The organism is uncultured Piscinibacter sp. (genome assembly GCF_937952055.1).
Classification (GTDB): Bacteria; Pseudomonadota; Gammaproteobacteria; order Burkholderiales; family Burkholderiaceae_C; genus Piscinibacter.
The window spans coordinates 1-22,240 of record NZ_CALFYO010000024.1 but is presented as its reverse complement, the minus strand read 5'-3'; the positions used below and the strand labels follow the sequence as shown (position 1 = coordinate 22,240).

Here is a 22,240-nt window from a genome sequence, read left to right as displayed (position 1 = left end):
CCGACCGGGCCCCCTCTCGCGGCCCTCGGGTGCGTTCCGGGGCGGACCGGCCGCGGTGCGCGATCAGGGCGCCCGGCGCAGCCTGCGACGCAGACGCAGCAGGCGTGGCAGGCCGAGCACGAGGAAGATCACCAAGAGCAGCGTGAGCGACATCGGCCGCTCGACGAACACGCCCCAGCGGCCTTCGCCGATCGACAGAGCGTTGCGCATCTGCGCTTCGGCCAGCGGCCCGAGGATCATGCCGACCACCACCGGCGCGGTGGGAAAGTCGAAGCGGCGCATCACCACGCCGAGCAGGCCGATCGCATAGAGCAGCACCAGGTCGAAGGCCGACTGGCGCATGCCGTAGACACCCACCGTCGCGAAGATCAGGATGCCGGCGTACAGCGGCGGCTTGGGGATCTTCAGCAGCTTCACCCAAAGGCCCACCATCGGCAGGTTGAGCACCAGCAGCATGACGTTGCCGATGTACAGCGAGGCGATCAGCGCCCACACCAGCGAGGCATTGGTGTCGAACAGTTGCGGTCCGGGATTGATGCCGTAGTTCTGGAACGCACCGAGCAGGATGGCGGTGGTGTTGGAGGTCGGGATGCCCAGCGTCAGCAGCGGGATCAGCGTGGCGGTGATGGCGGCGTTGTTGGCCGCTTCCGGACCGGCCACGCCTTCGATTGCACCGGTGGTGCCGAACTCCTCCTTGTGGCTGGACAGCTTCTTCTCGGTGGCATAGCTGAGAAAGGTCGGGATCTCGCTGCCGCCGGCGGGAATGGTGCCGAACGGGAAGCCGATGGCGGTGGCGCGCAGCCACGCCGGCCACGAGCGCCGCCACTCGCCAGCAGTCATGTGCACCTTGCTCATGCGGTTGCGCGTCTCGACCGTGCGCCCCTCGTAGAGCACGGCATACAGCGCCTCGGCGACGGCGAACAACCCCACCGCGATCAGCACCACCTCGAGTCCGTCCAACAGTTCGGGCACGCCGCCCGTGTAGCGCGCCTGGCCAGAGATCTGGTCCAGCCCCACGAGGCCCATGGCCAGGCCGACGAACAGCGCAGTGATGCCGCGCAGCGTGCTCTTGCCGAGCACGGCGGAGACGGTGCAAAAGGCCAGCACCATCAGCAGGAAGTATTCCGGGGGGCCCAGCTTGACCGCGTGCTCGGCCACCAGCGGGGCAAACAGCGTGACCAGCACCGTGGCGATGGTGCCGGCGACGAAGGAGCCGATCGCTGCAGTGGCCAGCGCCGCGCCGGCACGGCCGTGCTTGGCCATCTTGTTGCCTTCCATGGCGGTGACCATGGAGCCGGCCTCGCCCGGAGTGTTCAGCAGGATGGAGGTGGTCGAGCCGCCGTACATTGCGCCGTAGTAGATGCCAGCAAAGAAGATCATCGATGCGGTCGGTTCGACCTTCAGCGTGATCGGCAGCAGCATCGCCACGGCGGTCGCCGGGCCGATGCCGGGCAGCACGCCGACCGCGGTGCCGATGGTGCAACCGAGCAGCGCCCACAGCAGGTTGATCGGCGTGCCGGCGGTGACGAAGCCCTGCAGGAGGCTGTTCCAGATGTCCATGGCTCAGATCCAGCCGGTCGAGGTCAGCCCGGGCAGGTTGATCGCCAGCAGCTTGCCGAACATCCAGTAGACGGGTGCGGCGATCGCCATGCCGACCAGCAGGTCGACGATCCAGGCCCGCGGCGAGAGATCCAGCCGGCCTTCGGCCGACTTGAAGCCGCGCACCGCGAGCACGAAACACAGCGCACAGCTCAGCACGAAGCCGATGCGGGTGATCAGCGCTGCCGTGGTGAGGATGCCGATCGACACCCAGACGAAACCGGGCCAGTGGCCGTCCTGCGCCCCCGAAGGCTGCTCCATCGTGCGAAAACCGCCGCGGGCCGCCTCCCGGACGAGGAGCGCACCGCAGGCCAGCAGCGTGAGACCCACCACCCAGGGCAGGAAGTTCGGCCCCACGCCACCGTAGCCGGCTTCGGCGCTGATCTGCGTGGCGCCGACGGCGATCAGGCCGCCGAGCGCCAGCGTTCCGGCGCCCACCAGACCCTGGCGAACATTCATCAGATCATCCCGGACTTGACCATCACGGCGCGCAGGCTGGCGAATTCGTCGTCGACGAACTTCTCGAACTCGGGGCCGGCCATCAGCGCGGGCGTCCAGGCGTTCTTCTCCAGCGCCTCCGCCCAGGCCTTGGACTTGGTGGCCTTCACCACCATGTCGGTCAGCGCCTTGCGCTGCTCGCCGGTGATGCCGGGAGCGGCGTACACGCCGCGCCAGTTGCCGATCACCACGTTGATGCCTTGCTCCTTCAGCGTCGGCACGTCGACGCCGGGCAGGCGCTTGTCGGAGGTGACGCCGATCGCCCGCATCTTGCCGGCCTTGATGTACTCGGCGAACTCGCTGTAGCCGCTGCCGCCGATGCTCACGTTGCCGCCGAGGATGGCCGCGACCGCCTCGCCGCCTCCGCGGAAGGCGACGTAGTTGATCTTCGCCGGATCGACGCCGACCTCGCGGGCGATCATTGCCGCGGCGATGTGCTCGGTGGAGCCGCGCGAGCCGCCACCCCACTTGACGCTGCCCGGGTCCTTCTTGAGCTGCTCGATGACCTCCTTCATCGTCTTGAATGGCGAGCTGGCCGGCAGCACGAAAACGTTGTACTCGCTGGTCAGGCGCGCCAGCGGCGTGGCCTGCGACAGGCTCACCGGCGGCTTGCCGGTGATGATGCCGCCGAGCATGACCGCGCCCATCACCATCAGCGCGTTCGGGTCGCCTTTGCTCGCATTGACGAACTGCGCCAGTCCGATGGCACCCGCGGCCCCTCCCTTGTTGTCGTAGCTCACCGACGCGGCCACGCCGGCGTCCTGCAGCGCCTTGCCGAGCGCTCGGCCGGTGCTGTCCCAGCCGCCGCCGGGGTTGGCCGGGATCATCATCTTCAGGTTGGCATTGGCGCGGGCCGAGAGAGGCAGCGTGCCGACGGCGGCGAGCGCGGCCAGGGAGCGGAGGAAGGTGTCGCGACGCATGTGCTTGTCCCCTTGCTTGGTTGACGGATGCTGCGATGTTCGGCACGCAAGCTGTCAACCGGCTGTCCGTTTCCCTAGGGAAAGCTCTAGGGCCGATGGCGGATCGTCTGCCCCGGCCGTGACCGAGACTGGCGCCCCGATGAAGCTGCTGCTGATCGAAGACAACCCCGCCATGCAGACCACGCTGCAGCGTTCGTTCGAGCGCCGTGGCATCCAGGTCGTGCCTTGCACCGACGGCGCGCGTGCCCTCGACCGCTGGCGCGCCAGCGTGCCCGACGTCGTGCTGCTCGACCTCAGCCTGCCCGGGCTGGATGGACTGCAGGTCCTCACGCAGGCGCGCGCCGAGGGGCTGCGCACGCCGGTGCTCATCCTCACCGCACGCGGCACGGTGGGCGACCGCATCCTCGGCCTGAACAGCGGCGCCGACGACTACCTGGCCAAGCCCTTCGACCTCGACGAGTTGGAGGCGCGCATCCGCGCCCTCGCCCGGCGCCGCGAACCTGCCGGGCCGACGTCGTTCGCAGCGCCCTCCTTCGCCGGCTTGAGCGTCGACGCCGACAGCGGTGCCGTGCGCCTGGACGGCGCGCCGATGGAGCTGACGCCGCGCGAAAACGCCATGTTGCGCGCCTTGCTGGCCCGCCCCGGCCAGGCGGTCGCCAAGGAGCGGCTCGTCGAGGCCGTGTTCCCCGCAGAGGACGTGCAGCCCGACGCCATCGAGGTGGTGGCCTACCGCCTGCGCAAACGACTGGCCGGGACGAACGTCCAGCTGGTGACGCTGCGCGGGCTCGGCTACCTGCTCAAGGTCCAGGCATGAGCTTCGGTCCGCGTTCGCTGCGCAGCCAGCTGCTGATCGGCATCCTCGTTCCAGTGCTGCTCGGCCTGACCATCAACACGGTGAGCCTGTACCGCCAGGCGCTGCGCGCCGCCGACACCGCCTACGACCGCACGCTGCTGGCCAGCGCCAAGTCGATCGGCGAGCAGTTGCAGGTGAGCGGCGCCGGCGATGCCGCGCGCGTGCAAGCCATCGTGCCCTATTCCGCCCTGGAGGCGTTCGAGGCCGACAACCGCAGCCGCATGTACTTCAAGGTCAGCGGCTTCCAGGGCGAGATGGTGTCGGGCTTCGAGGACCTGCCGCGCTGGCGCGGCCGGCTGCCCGACAAGGGGCCCTATGCGGCGCTGGTCGACTTCTACGACGAGGTCTATCGCGACCAGCCGGTGCGTGTGGCCGTGCTGCTGCAGCCCGTGGCGAGCCCCGAAGGGCGCGGCATGGCGACCATCCAGGTGGCCGAGACGCTGGAACTGCGCCAGACGCTGGCGCGTCAGATCCTCGTCGATACGCTGTGGCGACAGGCGGTGCTGCTGGCCGTGCTGGCCGGCGCGGTGTTGTGGGTGGTGCAGCGCGCGACGCAGCCGGTACGCGAACTGAGCGCGCAGCTGCGCGGGCGCGCGGAGAACGACCTGGCACCGATCACCTCCGAAGGGGCGCCGCGCGAGCTCAAGCCGCTGCTCGACGCGACCAACCAGGTGATGGGCCGTCTGGCCCATCTGCTCGAGCATCAGAAGCGCTTCGTGCGCGACACCGCGCACCAGCTGCGCACGCCGCTGGCGGTGCTGAAGACGCAGCTGCAGTCGGCGCTGCGCGGCGATGTCGAGCCGCAGCAGGCGCTGCGCGAGATCAACCACACGGTGGACCGCGCCACCCAGCTCGCCAACCAGATGCTTTCGCTGGCCAAGGTGGAGCAGTTGCGCCAGCAGGGCGACGCACCGCGGGTCGACTGGGCGGAGATCGCCCGTGCCGTCGCGCTGGACCTCGGCGCGCTGATCGCGCAGCGCCAGCTCGATTTCGAGATCGCCACCGTCAGTGCGCCGGTGCGCGGCCACGAGTGGGCCCTGCGCGAGCTGACGCGCAATCTGCTGCACAACGCGATCAGGCACTGCCCCGAGGGAGGCACCCTGGCGATGAGGCTGGTCAGCGACGGCCGCACCGCCGCACTGACCATCTCCGACAGCGGCCCGGGCCTGGCCGCGGACCTGCGCGAGCGACTGTTCCAGCCGTTCGCCTCCGGCGAGCGCGGCGGCGGCTCCGGTCTCGGACTGGCGATCTGCGGCGAGATCGTGCGCACCCTCGGCGGCAGCATCTCGCTGGACAACCGGCATGCTGGCGGCCGCGTCGCCGGATTGAACGCGACGGTGCGCGTTCCGCTGGCGGACAATGGCGCCTGATGAGCGAAGACGACGGCACCCGCGTGCGCCTGGACAAATGGTTGTGGGCGGCGCGCTTCTACAAGACGCGCAGCCTCGCCGCCGAGGAGATCGCCAAGGGCCGCATCGAGGTCAATGGCCAGGCGGCCAAGGCCTCGCGCGAGGTGCACGAAGGCGACCTGATCGCCATCCGCCAGCCGCAGATGCCGCGCTCGGTGCGCGTCAAGGGCCTCAGCCTGGTGCGCGGCCCGGCGCCGGTGGCGCAGCGGCTCTACGAGGAGACGGCCGAGAGTGTGGCGCAGCGTGCCAGGTTGGTGGAGCAGCGCCGCTTCGGCACCGAGCCGGCGCAGGCGATCGAGCAGGGACGCCCCACCAAGCGAGACCGGCGCAAGCTGGCCGACTGGGAGCGTTGGAGCGCCAGCGCCGAAGCGCCCAGGCGCGGCCGGCTCTGAAGTCGTCGCCTCGGCGCGGCTTGCACGTTCCGCCGGCAGCCGGGCCGATGGGCGCGATTTCCGGCTCGATTTGCTCGAATAGCCCTCTTGAAAACACGGCCAACGCCCTCAGGTCGACGCCTGATTCAGTCCCGGACCGTCATGTCGAACAACGATCAAGCCCCACAACACCCCGCGTCCACCCCCGCGCCGACCGCCGAAAGCGCCGCCGGGAGCGATCTGCAGAGCCAGCTCGCCGAGCTCCAGGCCAAGCATGCCGAGGTGTCCGACGCCTACCTGCGCGCCAAGGCCGAGGCCGAGAACACCCGCCGCCGCGCGGAGGAAGAGATGTCCAAGGCGCGCAAGTTCGCCATCGAGAGCTTCGCCGAGAGCCTGGTGCCGGTGAAGGACAGTCTGGAGGCGGCCATTGCCATTCCGGCCGCCACCAACGAGCAACTGCTCGAGGGCGTGCATGCCACGCTGCGCCAGTTGACCGCCGCGCTGGAGCGCAACAAGGTGGTCGAGCTCAACCCGGCCGCAGGCAGCAAGTTCGATCCGCACCTCCATCAGGCCATCTCCATGGTCCCGGCCGAGCAGGAGGCCAACACCGTGGTGACCGTGTTGCAGAAGGGCTACCTGATCGCCGAGCGCGTGCTGCGACCGGCCCTGGTGACGGTGGCGGCGCCGAAGTGAGGTCGCCCGCTTCGCGCCTCCCTTGAATTAGCCCCAGTTATCCACAACTCGCAGACAACCGGATTCCCCGATCTCAGGAGCACACGAACATGGCAAAGATCATCGGCATCGACCTCGGCACCACGAACTCGTGCGTGGCCATCATGGAAGGCAACACCACCCGCGTGATCGAGAACAGCGAGGGTGCACGCACCACGCCGTCGATCATCGCCTACCAGGAGGACGGCGAGGTGCTGGTCGGCGCCTCGGCCAAGCGCCAGGCCGTCACCAACCCGAAGAACACCCTGTACGCGGTCAAGCGCCTGATCGGACGCAAGTTCACCGAGAAGGAAGTGCAGAAGGACATCGACCTGATGCCCTACAGCATCGTCGCTGCCGACAATGGCGACGCCTGGGTCGAAGTGCGCGGCAAGAAGCTGGCACCCCCGCAGGTCAGCGCCGAGGTGCTGCGCAAGATGAAGAAGACTGCCGAGGACTACCTCGGCGAGCCGGTCACCGAGGCGGTGATCACGGTGCCCGCCTACTTCAACGACAGCCAGCGCCAGGCCACCAAGGACGCTGGCCGAATCGCGGGCCTGGATGTCAAGCGCATCATCAACGAGCCGACCGCGGCGGCGCTGGCCTTCGGCCTGGACAAGCACGGCAAGGGCGACCGCAAGATCGCCGTCTATGACCTCGGCGGCGGCACCTTCGACATCTCGATCATCGAGATTGCCGATGTCGACGGCGAGAAGCAGTTCGAGGTGCTGTCGACCAATGGCGACACCTTCCTCGGCGGCGAGGATTTCGACCAGCGCATCATCGATTACATCGTCGCCGAGTTCAAGAAGGAGCAAGGCGTCGACCTGTCCAAGGACGTGCTCGCGCTGCAACGCCTGAAGGAAGCGGCCGAGAAGGCGAAGATCGAGTTGTCGAACGCCACGCAGACCGACATCAACCTGCCGTACGTGACCGCCGACGCCTCGGGTCCGAAGCATCTGAACATCAAGCTCACGCGCGCCAAGCTGGAGTCGCTGGTCGAGGAACTGATCGAGCGCACCATCGCGCCGTGCCGCACCGCGATCAAGGACGCCGGCGTCAGCGCGAGCCAGATCGACGACGTGATCCTGGTCGGCGGCATGACGCGGATGCCCAAGGTGCAGGACAAGGTCAAGGAGTTCTTCGGCAAGGAGCCGCGCAAGGACGTCAACCCCGACGAGGCCGTCGCGGTGGGCGCGGCCATCCAGGGCCAGGTGCTCTCGGGCGACCGCAAGGACGTGCTGCTGCTGGATGTCACCCCGCTGAGCCTGGGCATCGAGACGCTGGGCGGCGTGATGACCAAGATGATCAAGAAGAACACCACCATCCCGACCAAGTTCAGCCAGGTGTTCTCGACCGCCGACGACAACCAGCCGGCGGTGACGATCAAGGTCTACCAGGGCGAGCGCGAGATGGCCTCGGGCAACAAGAGCCTGGGCGAGTTCAACCTCGAGGGCATTCCGCCGGCGCCGCGCGGCACGCCGCAGATCGAGGTGACGTTCGACATCGACGCCAACGGCATCCTGCACGTCGGCGCCAAGGACAAGGCCACCGGCAAAGAGAACAAGATCACCATCAAGGCGAACTCCGGCCTCAACGAGGAAGAGATCCAGAAGATGGTGAAGGACGCCGAGTTGAATGCCGCCGAGGACCATCGCAAGCTCGAGCTGGTGCAGGCCCGCAACCAGGCCGACGCCATGGTGCACTCGGTGCGCAAGAGCCTGGCCGAGCACGGCGAGAAGCTCGACGCCGGCGAGAAGGAGAAGATCGAGGCCGCGCTGAAGGATGCCGAAGAGGCGATCAAGGGCGAGGACAAGGCGGTGATCGACGCCAAGACGGAGGCACTGATGACGGCCAGCCAGAAGCTCGGCGAGAAGGTCTACGCCGATGCGCAGGCGGCGCAGGCCGCGGCCGGCGGTGCCGCCGAGGCGCCGGAAGGCGCGCAGGCCTCGGCCAAGCCGGCCGACGACAACGTGGTGGACGCCGACTTCAAGGAAGTGAAGAAAGGATAAGGCGGACAGGCCATGCGGCCTGCCGCCCTATCTCGCCGCGTTCGACATGACAGGCTGCGCCTGCATGTCGACGCGGCGTTCCCGCTTGAGACGCACTGAGAATTTCCATGGCAAAGCGCGACTACTACGAAGTCCTCGGCGTGGCGAAGAACGCCAGCGAGGAAGAGATCAAGAAGGCCTACCGCAAGCTGGCCATGAAGCACCACCCCGACCGCAACCAGGGTGAGGAGGCGAAGAAGGCAGAGGAGAAGTTCAAGGAGGCCAAGGAGGCCTACGAGATGCTCTCCGACGCACAAAAGCGCGCGGCCTATGACCAGTTCGGCCACGCCGGCGTCGACCCCAACATGGGCGGGGGCGGCTTCCGGCCCGGCGGCCCCGGCGCGGACGGATTCGGCGGCTTCGCCGAAGCCTTCGGCGACATCTTCGGCGACATCTTCGGCGGCGGTGGCGGCCAGCGGCGCGGCGGTGGTCAGCAGGTCTTTCGCGGCTCGGACCTCAGCTACGCGATGGAGATCACGCTGGAGGAAGCGGCCAGCGGCAAGGAGACACAGATCCGCATCCCGTCGTGGGAGACCTGCGAGACCTGCCACGGCAGCGGCGCCAAGCCGGGCACCAGCCCCAAGGTGTGCAGCACCTGCGGCGGCGGCGGCACGGTGCACATGCGCCAGGGCTTCTTCAGCATCCAGCAGACCTGTCCGCACTGCCACGGCACCGGCAAGGTCATCCCCGACCCCTGCACCACCTGCAGCGGCCAGGGCCGCATCAAGAAGACCAAGACGCTGGAGGTGAAGATCCCCGCAGGCATCGGCGAAGGCATGCGCATCCGCTCCAGCGGCAACGGCGAGCCGGGCACCAACGGCGGGCCGCCGGGCGACCTGTATATCGAGATCCGCGTCAAGCAGCACGACATCTTCGAGCGCGACGGTGACGACCTGCACTGCACCGTGCCGGTCGGCCTGACCACGGCGGCGCTGGGCGGCAGCATCGAGGTGCCGACGCTCGGCGGCAAGGCAGAGATCGATCTGCCCGAGGGCACGCAGCACGGCAAGACCTTCCGCTTGCGCGGCAAGGGCATCAAGGGGGTTCGCTCCAGCTACCCGGGCGACCTGTACTGCCACGTCGCCGTGGAGACGCCGATCAAGCTCACCGAGCACCAGCGCAAGCTGCTCAAGGAGCTCGACGAGTCGTTCCGCAAGGGCGGCGAGAAGCATTCGCCGAACGCCAAGAGCTGGACCGACCGGGTGCGCGACCTGTTCAAGTAGCCGGCCGAAACGGCCGATAAGGCGGCATTCGGACTCCCCCGGCCGCCCGCATGGCACGCCAGCTGTACCCTGACATCGGCGAATGCCGCGCGCTGGTCATCGATGGCAACCTGACCTCGCGCAGCATCCTCTCGGGGATGCTGCGGGAGATGGGCGTCGGACACGTCGCCTACGCCAGCCGCGCCACCGACGCACGCCGGCTGCTGGAGACGCGCAGTTACGATGTGGTGCTGTGCGACTACCACTTCGACCATTCGGCAATGTCGGGCCAGGACCTGCTGGATGACCTGCGGCGCTCGCAGCTGCTGCCTTATTCGACCGTTTTCGTGATGGTCACCGGCGAGGCGGGCTACACGCGCGTCGCGGAGGCTGCCGAAGCCGCCCTCGACAGCTACCTGCTCAAGCCGCACACGGCCTCGGCGCTCGAGGAACGCGTGCTGCAGGCACGCCGGCGCAAGAAGGTGCTTGGCCCGATCTTCGAGGCCATTGCCGCCGAGGACTTCCAGACCGCCGCCCGCCTCTGCCAGGACCGCTTCGCAGCGCGTGGCGAGTACTGGCTGTATGCCGCCCGCGTCGGAGCCGAGCTGTGGGTACGGCTGAACGAACTGCAGAAGGCCCGCGCCCTCTACGAGGCAGTGCGCGAGGCGCGCGCCGCGCCCTGGGCCAAGCTGGGCATCGCGCGCGTCGAGCTCGAGTCGGGTCAGTTGCAGCAGGCCACGCGCACGCTGGAGGTCCTGATCGGCGAGCAACCGTCCTACGCCGATGCCTACGACGTGATGGGGCGGGTGCAGGTCGAACAAGGCGACATGGCGGCAGCGCTGCAGACCTACCGCAGCGACACCGAGCTGACGCCGGCCAACGTCAGCCGGCTGCAGAAGCAGGGCATGCTCGCCTTCTACACCGGTGCCGCCGAAGAGGCCGCCACGACGCTGGAACGCACCGTGCGCATCGGCATCGGCTCGAAGATGTTCGACTGCCAGAGCCTGCTGCTGCTGGCCTTCCTTCACCATGACAGGCGCGACTCGAAGGCCTTCGGCCGTGCCTGCACCCATCTGGCGCGCGCTGTCGAGAAGCAGCCTGCCAGTGCGAGGCTGCGCCGAATGCAGGAGACGGTGCACATCCTGCAGGCCATGCTCGGGCGACACGCCGGCGCCGCGGTCCAGGCCACCCGGCAACTCGCGCGCCAGAGCCGCGACGAGGGGTTCGACTTCGAGGCGGCCACCAACCTGCTGGCCGTGCTGGCGCGCATGAGCGGCACAGAGATTCAGCTGCCCGACGGCGACGCCTGGGTGAGCGAGCTGGCCATGCGCTTCTGCGCCTCCAGGGCCGCGACCGACATGCTCGCGCTCGCTGCGGCGCCGCACCCGCCGTTCGTGGCGCTGGTGCGCTCCGCCCATCAGGCCATCATGACCGCCGCCGAGCAGGCGATGACGCACAGCCTGAACGGCGCCCACGAAGCCACCGTGCGCAGGCCGCTCGAACTGGGCAGCCAGACGCTGAACGCCAAGCTGCTCGAGATGGCTGGCCTGGTACTGAACCGCCATGGCGCCAAGATCCCCGACAGCGCTGGCCTGGGCGATCAGATCGGGGGACTGAGGCGCCGCTTCTGCACGCGCGGCACACAAGTCGCGCTCGGCACCTCGCCCGGCCGCTCGGCGGGCGCGCTGAGCTTGCGCCACTGAAACCTTGCCCGGTGGGGCGATTGCGCCTGCTTAACGCTGGCACAAGTTGATTTCGGCAAGATGGCGGGCATGCAAGGATCGCCTCAGCGACCGGCCCAGGGCTGGAATCCCGTCACGCTTGCGCTGCTGGCGAGCCTTTGGCTTGCCAGCGTGGCGAACTGGCCGCTTTGGCGGGCCCTGCTGGCACTTCCCGAGAACGGCAACAGCCATGGGTTGCTGTTCGCGGGCAGCTTCGCCGCGATGGTCGGCGCCCTGACCTTCATGCTGCTGAGCCTGGCCGCCTGGCGACGCACCATCAAGCCGATCACAGCGCTGTTCCTGCTTCCTGCGGCGGCCGGCGCCCATTTCATGGGCACCTATGGCGTGGTCATCGACCCCACCATGATGACCAACGTGGTGCAGACCAACCTCACCGAGACGCGCGACCTGCTCAGCATGCGGCTGTTCGCCAGCATCGGCGTGATCGGTCTGTTGCCATTGGCGTGGCTGTGGCGGCTCCCGGTGCAGCGCCTGGCCTTCGGCTCGCAACTCGGTCGCAACCTCGCCGCCATGGGCATCGGGCTCCTGGTGCTGGGCGCGCTGATGTTCGCGACCTTCGCCGACCTGTCGGCGACGATGCGCAACCACAAGTCGGTGCGCTACCTCATCAACCCGCTGAACTCGTTCTACGCCCTCGGCTCGCTGGCGCACCGCGCCAATGCGAGTCCGAACAGGCCGCCGCAGGCCATTGGCGAGGATGCCGTCCTGGCACCGCGCCCGCCGGCAAGCAGGCCGCCGCTGTTCGTGCTGGTGGTCGGCGAGACGGCACGTGCGAACCACTTTTCGTTGAACGGTTATGGCCGCCCCACCAACCCCGAGCTCGAGGCGCTCGGCGTGGTCAGCTTCAGCGACGTGACCTCCTGCGGAACCAACACCGCGGCCTCGCTGCCATGCATGTTCACGCACCTGGGTCGGGATGCGCACGAGGCACGCCAGCGCGATCACGAGGACCTGCTCGACCTCGCGCAGCGGGTCGGGTTGGCCGTGCTGTGGATCGACAACCAGTCGGGCTGCAAGGGCTTGTGCGACCGCGTGCCCACGATCAGGGCGTCGGAGGGCGCGCCGCCCGCCCTGTGCACGGATGGCGAATGCCTCGACGAGGCGCTGCTGCACGACCTTGACGCACGGCTCGCCACGCTGCCCGCCGAGCGGCGGGCCAGGGGCGTGCTCCTGATCATGCACCAGATGGGCAGTCACGGCCCGGCCTACTGGCGGCGCTCACCGCCCGACCTCAAGCCGTTCCAGCCGGAGTGCGAGACCAACGTGCTGCAGCAATGCGGGCGGGAGGCGCTGGTCAATACCTACGACAACTCGATCGCCTACACCGACCACGTGCTGGCGCTGACAATCGGCTGGCTGCAGCGGCAACAGCCCCGCTACGACCCGACGCTGCTCTACATCTCCGATCACGGCGAATCTCTCGGAGAGAACGGCCTGTACCTGCACGGCATGCCCTACGCGGTCGCGCCTCGCGAGCAGACGCACGTGCCGATGGTCGTCTGGATGCCGCGGCAGACGCAACTGCAGGCGGGGCCGCGCCTCGATTGCCTGGCCACGCAGCGTGACCGGCCGCTCAGCCACGACCACCTTTTCCACACGGTGGCCGGCGCGCTCGGAATCCGTGCGGCCGAGTACCGCGCCGAGCTCGACGCCTTCGCCCCCTGCCGCGCACCCTGACGTTCGCTCAGAACAGTGCGGCCTGGCCCGACGACCGGGGATCGTGCGGCGCACGGAACTGCGTCAGGTCCAGTGCATGCCGCTCGCGGTTGAGCGCGAGCCTCGCGCAGGTCTTCTCGAAGCGCTGGCGCAGCAGGCGCGCCCAGACACCCTCGCCCGTCATGCGGCTGCCGAAGCGCGCATCGTTGTCGCGACCACCACGCATCTCGCGCACGCGGGCCATCACGCGCTCGGCACGCAGCGGGTAGTGCCGTGCCAGCCAGTCCTGGAAGATCGGGTTCACTTCCCACGGCAGACGCAGCACGATGGAGAAGGCGGAGCGCGCCCCCGCACCGGCGGCCGCCTCGAGGATGCGCTCGAGCTCCGGCTCGTTGACGAAGGGGATCACCGGCGACACGCTCACCCCCACCGGCACGCCCGCCTTTGCCAGCGTCTCGATCGTGCGCAGGCGGCGCTGCGGCGACGCTGCGCGTGGCTCGAGAATGCGCGCCAGCGCCGGATCGAGCGTGGTCACCGACACGTACACCGCCGCCAGCCGCTGCGCCGCCATCGGCGCGATGAGGTCGAGGTCGCGCTCGACGCCCGCGGACTTGGTGACGAGCGAGAACGGATGCCGCCACTCGCTCAGCACCTCGATCACTTGCCGGGTGATGCGGAGTCTGCGCTCGACCGGCTGATACGCGTCGGTGGCCGAGCCGATGTTGAGCATCAGCGGTTCGTAGCTCCGGTGACCGAAGGCCTCGCGCAACCGTTGCGCCGCGTTCAGCTTGGCGATGATGCGCGACTCGAAGTCGATGCCCGGCGAGAGGTTCAGGTAGCTGTGCGTCGGTCGCGCGAAGCAGTAGACGCAGCCATGCTCGCAGCCGCGGTACGGGTTGATCGACAGGTCGAAGCCGATGTCCGGCGAGTCGTTGCTGGTGAGTATGGACCTGACGTGCTCTTCGATGATTCGCGTCTCGGGCGGCAGCACTTCGCCGCTCGCCTGCTGATCCAGCGTGCCCCAGCCGTCGTCCCAGGGTTCGACACGCTGCCGGCTGAAGCGATGCTCCAGCGCCCAGTTCGTGCCGCGGCCCTTCAGAGGCTCGGCTTCGGCGCGAACGATCGCGATCTGACGGGCATGTCGCATACTGTAAATATATACAGTAAACGACGATCGCGCCATCAGTAGTCGTCGCCGCTCCCCATCCCGGGCGCCAGGTTGTCGAACTTGGTCAGCGGCTTCAGGAAGGTCAGCTTCACCGTTCCGGTCGGGCCGTTGCGCTGCTTGCCGATGATGATCTCCGCCACACCCGGCTCCTTGCAGGCCTCCTTGGTGTAGTACTCGTCGCGGTAGATGAACATGATCACGTCCGCGTCCTGTTCGATGGCGCCAGATTCGCGAAGGTCGCTCATCATCGGCCGCTTGTCGGTACGCGTCTCGACGCTGCGGTTGAGCTGCGACAGCGCGATCACCGGGCACTTCAGCTCCTTCGCCAGCGACTTCAGGCCGCGCGAGATCTCGCCAATCACGGTGGCGCGGTTCTCCTCGCTGGTGCCGCCACTGCCGCTCATCAGCTGCAGGTAGTCGACGATGATCAGGCCCAACTGGCCACACTGGCGCGCCTGGCGGCGTGCACGTGCGCGCACCTCGCTGGGCGTGAGGCCGGGGCTTTCGTCGATGTACATGCTGACCTTGCCGAGCTTCTCGACCGCCTCGGACAGCCTCCCCCACTCGTCGTCGCGCAGCCGGCCGGTTCGCAGGTTGCTCTGGTCGATGCGGCCGAGCGAGCCGACCATTCGCAGCGCGAGCTGGGCAGCCCCCATTTCCATGGAGAACACCACCACGGGCAGCCCCTCGCTGACCGCGACATGCTCGCCGATGTTCAGCGCGAAGGCGGTCTTTCCCATCGACGGCCGCGCTGCGAGGATGATCAGGTCGCCCGGCTGCAGACCCGCGGTCATGCGGTCGAGATCGTAGAAGCCTGTGCGCACGCCGGTGACGTCCTCGGCGCCGTTCTCGTGCAGTTCGTTGACGCGGTCGATCAGCTGGACCACCAACTGGTCCATGCTCTGGAAGCCTTGCTTCGAGCGCGACCCCTCCTCGCCGATGCGGAAGATCTTGCCCTCGGCCTCGTCGAGGATCTCCGAGACCTGGCGACCTTGCGGGTTGAAAGCTGCGGTGGCGATCTCGTCGGAGGTGGCGACGAGCTTTCTCAGCACTGCGCGCTCGCGCACGATTTCGGCATAGCGGCGCAGGTTGGCTGCGCTCGGCACACTCTGAGCCAGCGCGTTGAGGTAGACCAGCCCGCCGCACTCCTCGGCCTTGCCATGGCTCTGCAACTGCTCGAACACGGTGATCACGTCGGCCGGCCTGGTGGCGTTGATCAGCGCACCGATGGCAGCGTAAATGTGGCGATGCTCGTAGCGGTAGAAGTCGCTCTCGGTGAGCAGGTCGCCGGCACGGTCCCAGGCGCTGTTGTCGAGCAGCAGGCCGCCGAGCACGCTCTGCTCGGCCTCGATCGAATGCGGCGGAATGCGCAGCCGGGCGACCTCGTCGTCACGCGGCGGTGCGGGGGTTTCGGCGGACTCGTAGACCTTGGACATTCGCTGTGCTGGTGTGCTCTGTGGGCAAGGCTGTGGACAGCCGGTGACGAAGCGGGGGAAACAGCCGGAAAACTCGGCGCCCAAAAGCCAAGGGCCGGCAGTGCCGGCCCTTGCTTGGTCGCGGGGGCAACCTTAGTCGGTTTCGCCGAGCACGACAACCTTGATTTCCGCCACCACGTCGGTGTGCGGCACCACGGTCACGGTGTGCTCGCCGACGGTCTTCAGCGGGCCGCTGGGCATGCGCACCTGCGACTTGACGACCTTGAAGTCGATGCGGGTCAGCGCCTCGGCGATGTCGGCATTGGTCACCGAGCCGAACAGGCGTCCGTCCACACCCGCCTTCTGGGTGATGTGCACGGTGCGGCCGTTCATCTTCTCGCCCAGCGTCTGGGCGGAGGCGAGCTTGTCGGCGGCCGCCTTCTCGAGCTCGGCACGCTTGGCCTCGAACTCCTTGATGGCGGCTTCGGTGGCGCGGCGGGCGGCCTTGGTCGGGATCAGGAAATTGCGGGCGTAGCCGTCCTTCACCTTCACCACGTCCCCGAGGTTGCCGAGGCTCTGCACCTTTTCGAGCAGGATCACTTGCATGTCGTCGCTCCCTTAGACCTTGTGCTGGTCGCTGTACGGCAGCATGGCCAGGAAGCGCGCGCGCTTGATGCAGGTGGTCAGCTGGCGCTGGAAGAACGCACGCGTGCCGGTCAGGCGTGCGGGCGTGATCTTGCCGTTCTCGCTGATGAAATCGCGCAAGGTGTCGATGTCCTTGTAGTCGATTTCCTTCACGCCGGTCACGGTGAAGCGGCAGAAGCGCTTGCGCCGGAACAGCAGCGACTGTTGGTTGCGCTTGGGTTTGCGGTCCTTGGAGAACCGGCCTTTACCACGGGGCGGGGGCATATGTCACCTCTTTCAATTCAATCCGGTACGAACAATGTTCAGTCGAGTTCGGTCACGTGGAACACGACGCCGCGGCCATTGCGCTGGGACCCGAGGAAGCCGGCAAAGCCGTGTTCGCTTCCCAGTTCGAGGGCCGAGACGCGCCGTGTGATCTCCCCGATCGCCCGGGCCCGGATCTCCACCGTGACCTTCCTGGGCTGCCCGTCCTGCGTGACCTGGGATTCGTGCCGGAGGCTCAGATCCAGGGCCGGCAGACCGGCGGGGGTGTAGCGCAGCGCGCCGCGTTCGACCAGCGTGGCCGACAGCATCAGCCTGTTCAGGCGGCCGACTCCTGCGGCGCCTTGCGCGACTCTTCCTTCTCGACCATGCGCATCATCACCGACGGCGTGGTCTCGGCCTGGCTCTTCACCACGGTAAGGTGGCGCAGCACGGCGTCGTTGAAGCGGAAGCCGGTCTCGAGCTCAGCCAGGGTCTCCTTGCTGCACTCGATGTTGATGCACAGGTAATGCGCCTTGGCGAGTTTCTGGATCTGGTAAGCCAACTGGCGGCGGCCCCAGTCCTCGACCCGGTGCACCTTGCCACCGGCGGCGGTGACGAGGCCCTTGTAGCGCTCCAGCATGGCCGGAACCTGCTCGCTTTGATCCGGATGGATCAGCAACACGATTTCATAGTGACGCATTCAGACTCCTTCTGGTTTCCGGCAGCGTGGCCCGAATGGCCGCGGCGCCGTGGAAGCCACCCCGAAGCGTCGGTCCCGGGTGTGGCAAGGGAAAGCCCGCTAGTATAGCCGCAAACCCAGTCCTGCCCATGCCGCCGACCCTGCAAGGATTCACGCCCTCGTTCGCCCAGTCCTGGTGGCTTCTTGCCCTGGCCATCGTCTTCGAAATCGCCGGCACGGTGTGCATGCGGCTTTCCGACGGTTTCACGCGCCTGACGCCCTCGCTGCTGCTGTTCTTCTTCTACGCCGTCTCGTTCGGTGTGAACACCTTCGTGGTCAAGGTGCTGGGGCTGAGCGTGGTCTACGCGGTGTGGTCGGGCGTGGGCACGGTGATCACGGCGGCAATCGGGGTCTGGTACTTCAGGGAACCGGCCACCGCGATGAAGATGGTCAGCATCGGACTGGTCGTGATCGGCGTGATGGGCATCCACGCCAGTTCGCGCGCCTGAGAGCGCGCTCAGCCGCTCAGCCGCTCAGTCCGTACACCTTTGGCCGGGCCCCGCTGCGCGCGCGGCGCACCAGCACCGTTGGGAAGCTGACCGGCAGGGTGTTGGGAAAGTCGCGGCTGTAGTGCAGGCCACGGCTCTCGTGGCGCATCAGCGCCGAGCGCACGATGAGCTCGGCGCAGTCGACCAGGTTGCGCAACTCCAGCAGGTCGCGGTTCACACGGAAATTCGCGTAGTAATCGTCGATCTCGCTCCTCAGCAGCTTGATGCGGTGCAGGGCCCGCTCCAGCCGACGCGTGGTACGCACGATGCCGACGTAGTTCCACATGAGCAGGCGCAATTCGTCCCAGTTGTGCGCAATGACGACCTGCTCGTCGGCATTCTCGACCTGACTCTCGTCCCAGGCCGGCAGCGCCGGGTGCACGATCGCTGGACGCAGCAGGATGTCGTCGGCACAGCTGCGGCCGAGCACCACGCACTCCAGCAGCGAGTTGCTCGCCAGGCGGTTCGCGCCGTGCAAGCCGGTGTAGGTGGTCTCGCCCACCGCGTACAGACCCGGAAGGTCGGTCCGGCCATGCAGGTCCGTGACCACGCCGCCGCAGGTGTAGTGCGCCGCCGGCACGACGGGGATGGGCTGTCTGGCGATGTCGATCCCCAGCGAGAGGCAGCGGCCATGAATGGTCGGGAAATGCTCCTTCAGGAACGCCTCGCCGAGGTGCGTGGCGTCGAGCAGGACATTGTCCAGGCCGTGCCTCTTCATCTCGAAGTCGATCGCCCGCGCGACGATGTCGCGCGGCGCGAGTTCACCGCGCTCGTCGTGCGCCTGCATGAAGCGCGTGCCGTCGGGCAGCTTCAACTGCCCGCCCTCTCCGCGCAGCGCCTCGGTGATGAGGAAGCTGCGCTCCAACGGGTGGTACAGGCAGGTCGGATGGAACTGGATGAACTCCATGTTGCCGACGCGGCAGCCTGCCCGCCACGCCATCGCGATACCGTCACCGGTGGAGGTGTCGGGGTTGGTGGTGTAGCGGTAGACCTTGCCCGCACCGCCGGTGGCCAGCACGACGGCGCGCGCCGGCAACGTCTCGACGCGCTGGCGGTCGATGTCGAGCACGTAGAGGCCGTAGCAGCGCGGCTGCTCTTCGCGCCTGAGGTGGCGCGACGTGATCAGGTCCAACGCCATCCAGCGCTCGCGCAGGGTGATGTTCGGATGCCTGCGCACTTCGTCGAGCAGCACGTCGTGGATGGCCTTGCCGGTCGCATCCGCCGCATGGGCGATGCGCCGTACCGCGTGTCCGCCCTCGCGCGTCAGGTGCAGGCCCAGAGGGCCCTCGGGATCCGGCGAGAACGGCACGCCGCGCTCCACCAGCCATTCCACCGCCTCGGCACTGTTCTGCGCGATGAAGCGCGCGGTGTGCTCTTCCACCAGTCCTGCGCCGGCTTCCTGGGTATCGCGGACGTGCGACTCGATACTGTCGTCGCTGCCCAGCACGCCGACGATGCCGCCTTGCGCCCAGGCCGTCGCGCCTTCGGTCAGTTCGCGCTTGGCCAGCACCACCACCGGATGCGTCCGCGCCAGGTGCAAGGCCACCGTCAAGCCGGCAAGTCCGGCTCCGACGATGACGACAGGTTCGGCGGCAGCAGCGCTCGGAGAAAGGCTCATGGGCGGATCCGTGACGGATCGCGCATTCTATAGACGCCTATTGCGCGCCATAGGGATGGGCCGGGACGGTGGCCACGTGAAAACATCCACGCCGCGAAGCACGCCAGTGCAGATCCGCACACTTACACTCCGCGAAGAGGTCGTCGAGAAGGGACGCGAAGCATGAGCAACATCCAACCGCCCGCGGGCGGCGCGCCCGACACGCCCGAAGCTTGGCAGGCCACGCGAGCGCAGACTGCACTGGCCACGCAGCTCATGCGCGATGCCGACGACTATCTCGCCGTCGAAAAGAAGGAAATCGGCCGACAGGTCGGCACCAACGAGCGCGAGCTGTTCGTCTCCTGTGCGCCGCCAGAGGCGATGCAGCAGCAGTTCGACCACGTCAATCCGGATTTCATCGCCGTCCATGACCTGGGCACCACCTCGTCGCGCCGCCTGCTCGCGGGAATTGCCGTTGCCAGCAAGCGCGCCGTACAGAAATTGAGCATCCGCCGCCAGGGCTACGGCACGGCACTCGCCACGCTGGAGTACGTCGAGCTTCCCACCTCCGACGGCTCCAAGCTGCTCATGTACTCCACCGAGGCCGACGCCGATACGGTGTCGCGCCAGGGCCTCGCGCGCACGCTGCTCGCCAACAGCCGCCTGGCAGTGATCATGGTCGGTGAGCTCCCCGGCCATGCGCTCGAGGCGGCTTTCAAGCCGCTGCACGACGACATCGTCGCCGGTCCCTGGTCGAATCGCCATGTGCTGGTGCTGCCGCTGTCCGGGGCCGGCACGGTGGCCAATCTCGCGTCGGAACTGGGCCGGGGCACCGGCGTCGACGTGCGGACCACGCCGCAGGTCACGCGCCCTGCCGATGCGTGGAGCTTCATCAACGGCACCTGGGCGCGAATCCGCGAACTGCTGCCGGCGAATGGCCAGGCTCCGGCGACCGCCAGGCCCTCGGGCGGCCCCAAGGTCGGCGAGCCGCCCGGCGCCACGCCGCCCCCGCTGGCAATGCGGCCGATGCCGGCGGTGCCGACCTCGAAGGCACGCGCCCCGGACAAGTCGGCCGACGCCAACCTGCTCGAGCGCTACGTCCATCAGCTCAGCGAACTCACCGGCATGGTGAGCTGCTGCGTGTTCGAGCTCTCCTCCGGCCGGGCCATGGCGCATGCCGGCGCCAGCCCGGGAGCCGACGACCTCGCCAATCACGGCACCGAACTGCTCGCCTCCATCGCAGGCACGTGCCGCGCCATGGGCCTCGGTCACGCGATACCGGACGCCGCCATCACCCTGGGCGCCCACCACCTGCTGCTTCGTGCCGTGCCCAGGCACCCGGGCCTGGCACTGCACGCTGTCCTCGACAAGACGCATGCCAACCTGACGCTTGCCCGCCTGCAGGTGCAGCGGATGGACGCGATCTTCGACGCCACGGGGGCCTGATCCCCCGTGACATCGAGCCGCCCCCGCGGCGTCAGTGCACGACCCGCCCGAAGCGGAACTCGCCGTCCTCCACGTCGACCGGGATCACATCCTTCGGGCCGAAGCGGCCCTCGAGGATCAGCTTGGCCACCGGGTTCTCGATGCGCTGCTGGATCGCCCGCTTCAACGGCCGCGCGCCGAACACCGGATCGAAACCGGCCTTGGCCAGCTCGGCCAGCGCCGCAGGCGACACCTCGAGCTTCATCTCCATCTTCTCGAGCCGCGACTCCAGCACCTTGAGCTGGATCTTCGCGATCGCCTCGATGTTGGCGGCGTCGAGCGCGTGGAACACCACCGTCTCGTCGATGCGGTTGAGGAATTCCGGACGGAAGTGCTGCTTGACCTCTACCCACACCGCGTCGCGGATGTCCTCGCTGCGCTGCCCGGCCATCTGCATGATCTGGTGCGACCCGAGGTTGCTGGTCATCACGATGACCGTGTTCTTGAAGTCCACCGTGCGGCCCTGGCCATCGGTCAGGCGACCGTCATCGAGCACCTGCAGCAGCACATTGAAAACGTCTGGATGCGCCTTCTCGACCTCGTCGAGCAGCAGCACGCTGTACGGCTTGCGGCGCACCGCCTCGGTGAGGTAGCCGCCCTCGTCGTAGCCGACGTAGCCCGGCGGCGCACCGATCATGCGCGCGACCGAGTGCTTCTCCATGAACTCGCTCATGTCGAGGCGGATCAGGTGCTCCTCGCTGTCGAAGAGGAACGCGGCGAGCGCCTTGCACAACTCGGTCTTGCCGACGCCGGTGGGGCCGAGGAACAGGAAGGAACCGGTAGGTCGGTTCGGGTCGGACAGACCCGAGCGCGAGCGACGGATGGCATTGGCCACCGCCGTGATCGCCTCGTCCTGGCCGACCACGCGCTCGTGCAGCTTGACTTCCATCTGCAGCAGCTTGTCGCGTTCGCCCTGCATCAGCTTGGACACCGGGATGCCGGTGGCGCGGGCCACCACCTCCGCGATCTCTTCCGCGCCGACCATGGTGCGCAGCAGCTGCGGCTTGCTGCCGCCCTTCTTGCCGGACTCCTTGGCCTGCGCGTCCTTGAGCTTCTTTTCCAGCTCCGGCAGTTTGCCGTACTGCAGCTCGGCGACCTTGTTGAAGTCGCCCTTGCGCTTCCAGTCCTCGATCTGGAACTTGATGTGGTCGATGTCCTTGCGCACCTGCTCCGAGCCCTGCGCCGCGGCCTTCTCGGCTTTCCAGATCTCCTCGAGGTCGTTGTACTCACGCTGCAGCTTGAGCAATTCGCCTTCGATCAGGGCCAGGCGCTTCTGCGAGCCTTCGTCCTTCTCTTTTTTCATCGCCTCGCGCTCGATCTTCAGCTGGATCATGCGACGGTCGAGCTTGTCCATCACCTCCGGCTTGGAATCGATCTCGATCTTGATCTTCGAGGCGGCCTCGTCGATCAGGTCGATCGCCTTGTCGGGCAGGAAGCGGTCGGTGATG

General features: G+C 67.8%; 21 protein-coding genes. 10 read left to right on the top strand and 11 right to left on the bottom strand.

Annotated elements, in window-relative coordinates:
- Positions 1-63 precede the first annotated feature (63 nt).
- Genes Q0599_RS20060 through Q0599_RS20050 form a run of 3 tightly spaced genes read right to left on the bottom strand, consistent with a single transcriptional unit; the run spans position 64 to position 3,017 of the window.
- A complete protein-coding gene (locus Q0599_RS20060) occupies positions 64-1,560 on the bottom strand; it encodes a tripartite tricarboxylate transporter permease (protein ID WP_298833488.1) in 1,497 nt (498 codons plus the stop codon).
- A 3-nt stretch (positions 1,561-1,563) separates the two neighbouring features.
- On the bottom strand, positions 1,564-2,058 hold the full coding sequence (locus Q0599_RS20055) for a tripartite tricarboxylate transporter TctB family protein (protein ID WP_298833486.1): 495 nt from the start codon (positions 2,056-2,058) through the stop codon (positions 1,564-1,566).
- Positions 2,058-3,017 (bottom strand): tripartite tricarboxylate transporter substrate binding protein, encoded by a 960-nt coding sequence (locus Q0599_RS20050; protein ID WP_298833484.1) that lies wholly within the window; start codon positions 3,015-3,017, stop codon positions 2,058-2,060. The genes Q0599_RS20055 and Q0599_RS20050 overlap by 1 nt, the downstream gene beginning before the upstream one ends.
- Positions 3,018-3,156: 139 nt before the next feature.
- Between Q0599_RS20050 and Q0599_RS20045 the strand changes: the two genes are divergently transcribed.
- The 8 genes from Q0599_RS20045 to Q0599_RS20010 all read left to right on the top strand — a co-directional run bounded on the left by Q0599_RS20045 (position 3,157) and on the right by Q0599_RS20010 (position 13,033).
- Positions 3,157-3,831, top strand: coding sequence for a response regulator transcription factor (locus Q0599_RS20045; protein ID WP_298833482.1), 675 nt, complete (start codon positions 3,157-3,159; stop codon positions 3,829-3,831).
- Positions 3,828-5,240 carry a sensor histidine kinase N-terminal domain-containing protein gene (locus tag Q0599_RS20040; protein WP_298833480.1) on the top strand — a complete coding sequence of 471 codons (1,413 nt, stop codon included), beginning with the start codon at positions 3,828-3,830 and terminating at the stop codon, positions 5,238-5,240. Before Q0599_RS20045 ends, Q0599_RS20040 begins: the two co-directional genes overlap by 4 nt.
- Positions 5,240-5,671: an RNA-binding S4 domain-containing protein gene (locus Q0599_RS20035; RefSeq protein ID WP_298833478.1), complete on the top strand. Its 432-nt coding sequence runs from the start codon at positions 5,240-5,242 to the stop codon at positions 5,669-5,671. Before Q0599_RS20040 ends, Q0599_RS20035 begins: the two co-directional genes overlap by 1 nt.
- Before the next feature lie 141 nt (positions 5,672-5,812).
- Positions 5,813-6,343, top strand: coding sequence for a nucleotide exchange factor GrpE (gene grpE, locus Q0599_RS20030; protein WP_298833476.1), 531 nt, complete (start codon positions 5,813-5,815; stop codon positions 6,341-6,343).
- Between the two features lie 89 nt (positions 6,344-6,432).
- Positions 6,433-8,373 carry a molecular chaperone DnaK gene (dnaK, locus tag Q0599_RS20025; protein WP_298833474.1) on the top strand — a complete coding sequence of 647 codons (1,941 nt, stop codon included), beginning with the start codon at positions 6,433-6,435 and terminating at the stop codon, positions 8,371-8,373.
- A 107-nt stretch (positions 8,374-8,480) separates the two neighbouring features.
- The gene (dnaJ, locus tag Q0599_RS20020; RefSeq protein ID WP_298833472.1) at positions 8,481-9,635 is read left to right on the top strand and encodes a molecular chaperone DnaJ; all 1,155 of its coding nucleotides are present in this window, start codon (positions 8,481-8,483) and stop codon (positions 9,633-9,635) included.
- Positions 9,636-9,685: 50 nt separating this feature from the next.
- Positions 9,686-11,317: a response regulator gene (locus Q0599_RS20015; protein WP_298833470.1), complete on the top strand. Its 1,632-nt coding sequence runs from the start codon at positions 9,686-9,688 to the stop codon at positions 11,315-11,317.
- A 69-nt stretch (positions 11,318-11,386) separates the two neighbouring features.
- Positions 11,387-13,033: a phosphoethanolamine transferase gene (locus tag Q0599_RS20010; RefSeq protein ID WP_298833468.1), complete on the top strand. Its 1,647-nt coding sequence runs from the start codon at positions 11,387-11,389 to the stop codon at positions 13,031-13,033.
- Between the two features lie 7 nt (positions 13,034-13,040).
- On the opposite strand, the gene Q0599_RS20005 is transcribed toward Q0599_RS20010, so the two are convergent.
- The 6 genes from Q0599_RS20005 to rpsF all read right to left on the bottom strand — a co-directional run bounded on the left by Q0599_RS20005 (position 13,041) and on the right by rpsF (position 17,183).
- Positions 13,041-14,159 carry a PA0069 family radical SAM protein gene (locus tag Q0599_RS20005; RefSeq protein ID WP_298833466.1) on the bottom strand — a complete coding sequence of 373 codons (1,119 nt, stop codon included), beginning with the start codon at positions 14,157-14,159 and terminating at the stop codon, positions 13,041-13,043.
- A gap of 35 nt (positions 14,160-14,194) precedes the next feature.
- Positions 14,195-15,616 carry a replicative DNA helicase gene (dnaB, locus tag Q0599_RS20000; protein ID WP_298833464.1) on the bottom strand — a complete coding sequence of 474 codons (1,422 nt, stop codon included), beginning with the start codon at positions 15,614-15,616 and terminating at the stop codon, positions 14,195-14,197.
- 132 nt (positions 15,617-15,748) lie between these two features.
- Positions 15,749-16,201, bottom strand: a complete 453-nt coding sequence (gene rplI / locus Q0599_RS19995; protein ID WP_298833462.1) for a 50S ribosomal protein L9 — start codon at positions 16,199-16,201, stop codon at positions 15,749-15,751.
- A 12-nt stretch (positions 16,202-16,213) separates the two neighbouring features.
- Positions 16,214-16,504 carry a 30S ribosomal protein S18 gene (gene rpsR / locus Q0599_RS19990; RefSeq protein WP_298833460.1) on the bottom strand — a complete coding sequence of 97 codons (291 nt, stop codon included), beginning with the start codon at positions 16,502-16,504 and terminating at the stop codon, positions 16,214-16,216.
- A gap of 38 nt (positions 16,505-16,542) precedes the next feature.
- Positions 16,543-16,812 carry a primosomal replication protein N gene (gene priB, locus Q0599_RS19985; protein ID WP_298833458.1) on the bottom strand — a complete coding sequence of 90 codons (270 nt, stop codon included), beginning with the start codon at positions 16,810-16,812 and terminating at the stop codon, positions 16,543-16,545.
- Between the two features lie 8 nt (positions 16,813-16,820).
- Positions 16,821-17,183, bottom strand: a complete 363-nt coding sequence (gene rpsF / locus Q0599_RS19980; RefSeq protein ID WP_298833455.1) for a 30S ribosomal protein S6 — start codon at positions 17,181-17,183, stop codon at positions 16,821-16,823.
- A 128-nt stretch (positions 17,184-17,311) separates the two neighbouring features.
- Here rpsF and Q0599_RS19975 point away from each other — a divergent pair, with 128 nt between their 5' ends.
- Positions 17,312-17,671, top strand: a complete 360-nt coding sequence (locus Q0599_RS19975) for a multidrug efflux SMR transporter (protein WP_298833452.1) — start codon at positions 17,312-17,314, stop codon at positions 17,669-17,671.
- Positions 17,672-17,687: 16 nt separating this feature from the next.
- Here the strand turns inward: Q0599_RS19975 and nadB are convergent, their stop codons facing one another.
- Positions 17,688-19,328 (bottom strand): L-aspartate oxidase, encoded by a 1,641-nt coding sequence (gene nadB / locus Q0599_RS19970; RefSeq protein ID WP_298833449.1) that lies wholly within the window; start codon positions 19,326-19,328, stop codon positions 17,688-17,690.
- 162 nt (positions 19,329-19,490) lie between these two features.
- Between nadB and Q0599_RS19965 the strand changes: the two genes are divergently transcribed.
- Complete coding sequence (locus Q0599_RS19965) at positions 19,491-20,753, top strand: hypothetical protein (RefSeq protein ID WP_298833446.1); 1,263 nt, start codon at positions 19,491-19,493, stop codon at positions 20,751-20,753.
- 31 nt (positions 20,754-20,784) lie between these two features.
- On the opposite strand, the gene Q0599_RS19960 is transcribed toward Q0599_RS19965, so the two are convergent.
- Positions 20,785-22,240 (bottom strand): AAA family ATPase (locus tag Q0599_RS19960; RefSeq protein ID WP_298833444.1); only part of this gene is annotated, 1,456 nt, incomplete at its 5' end.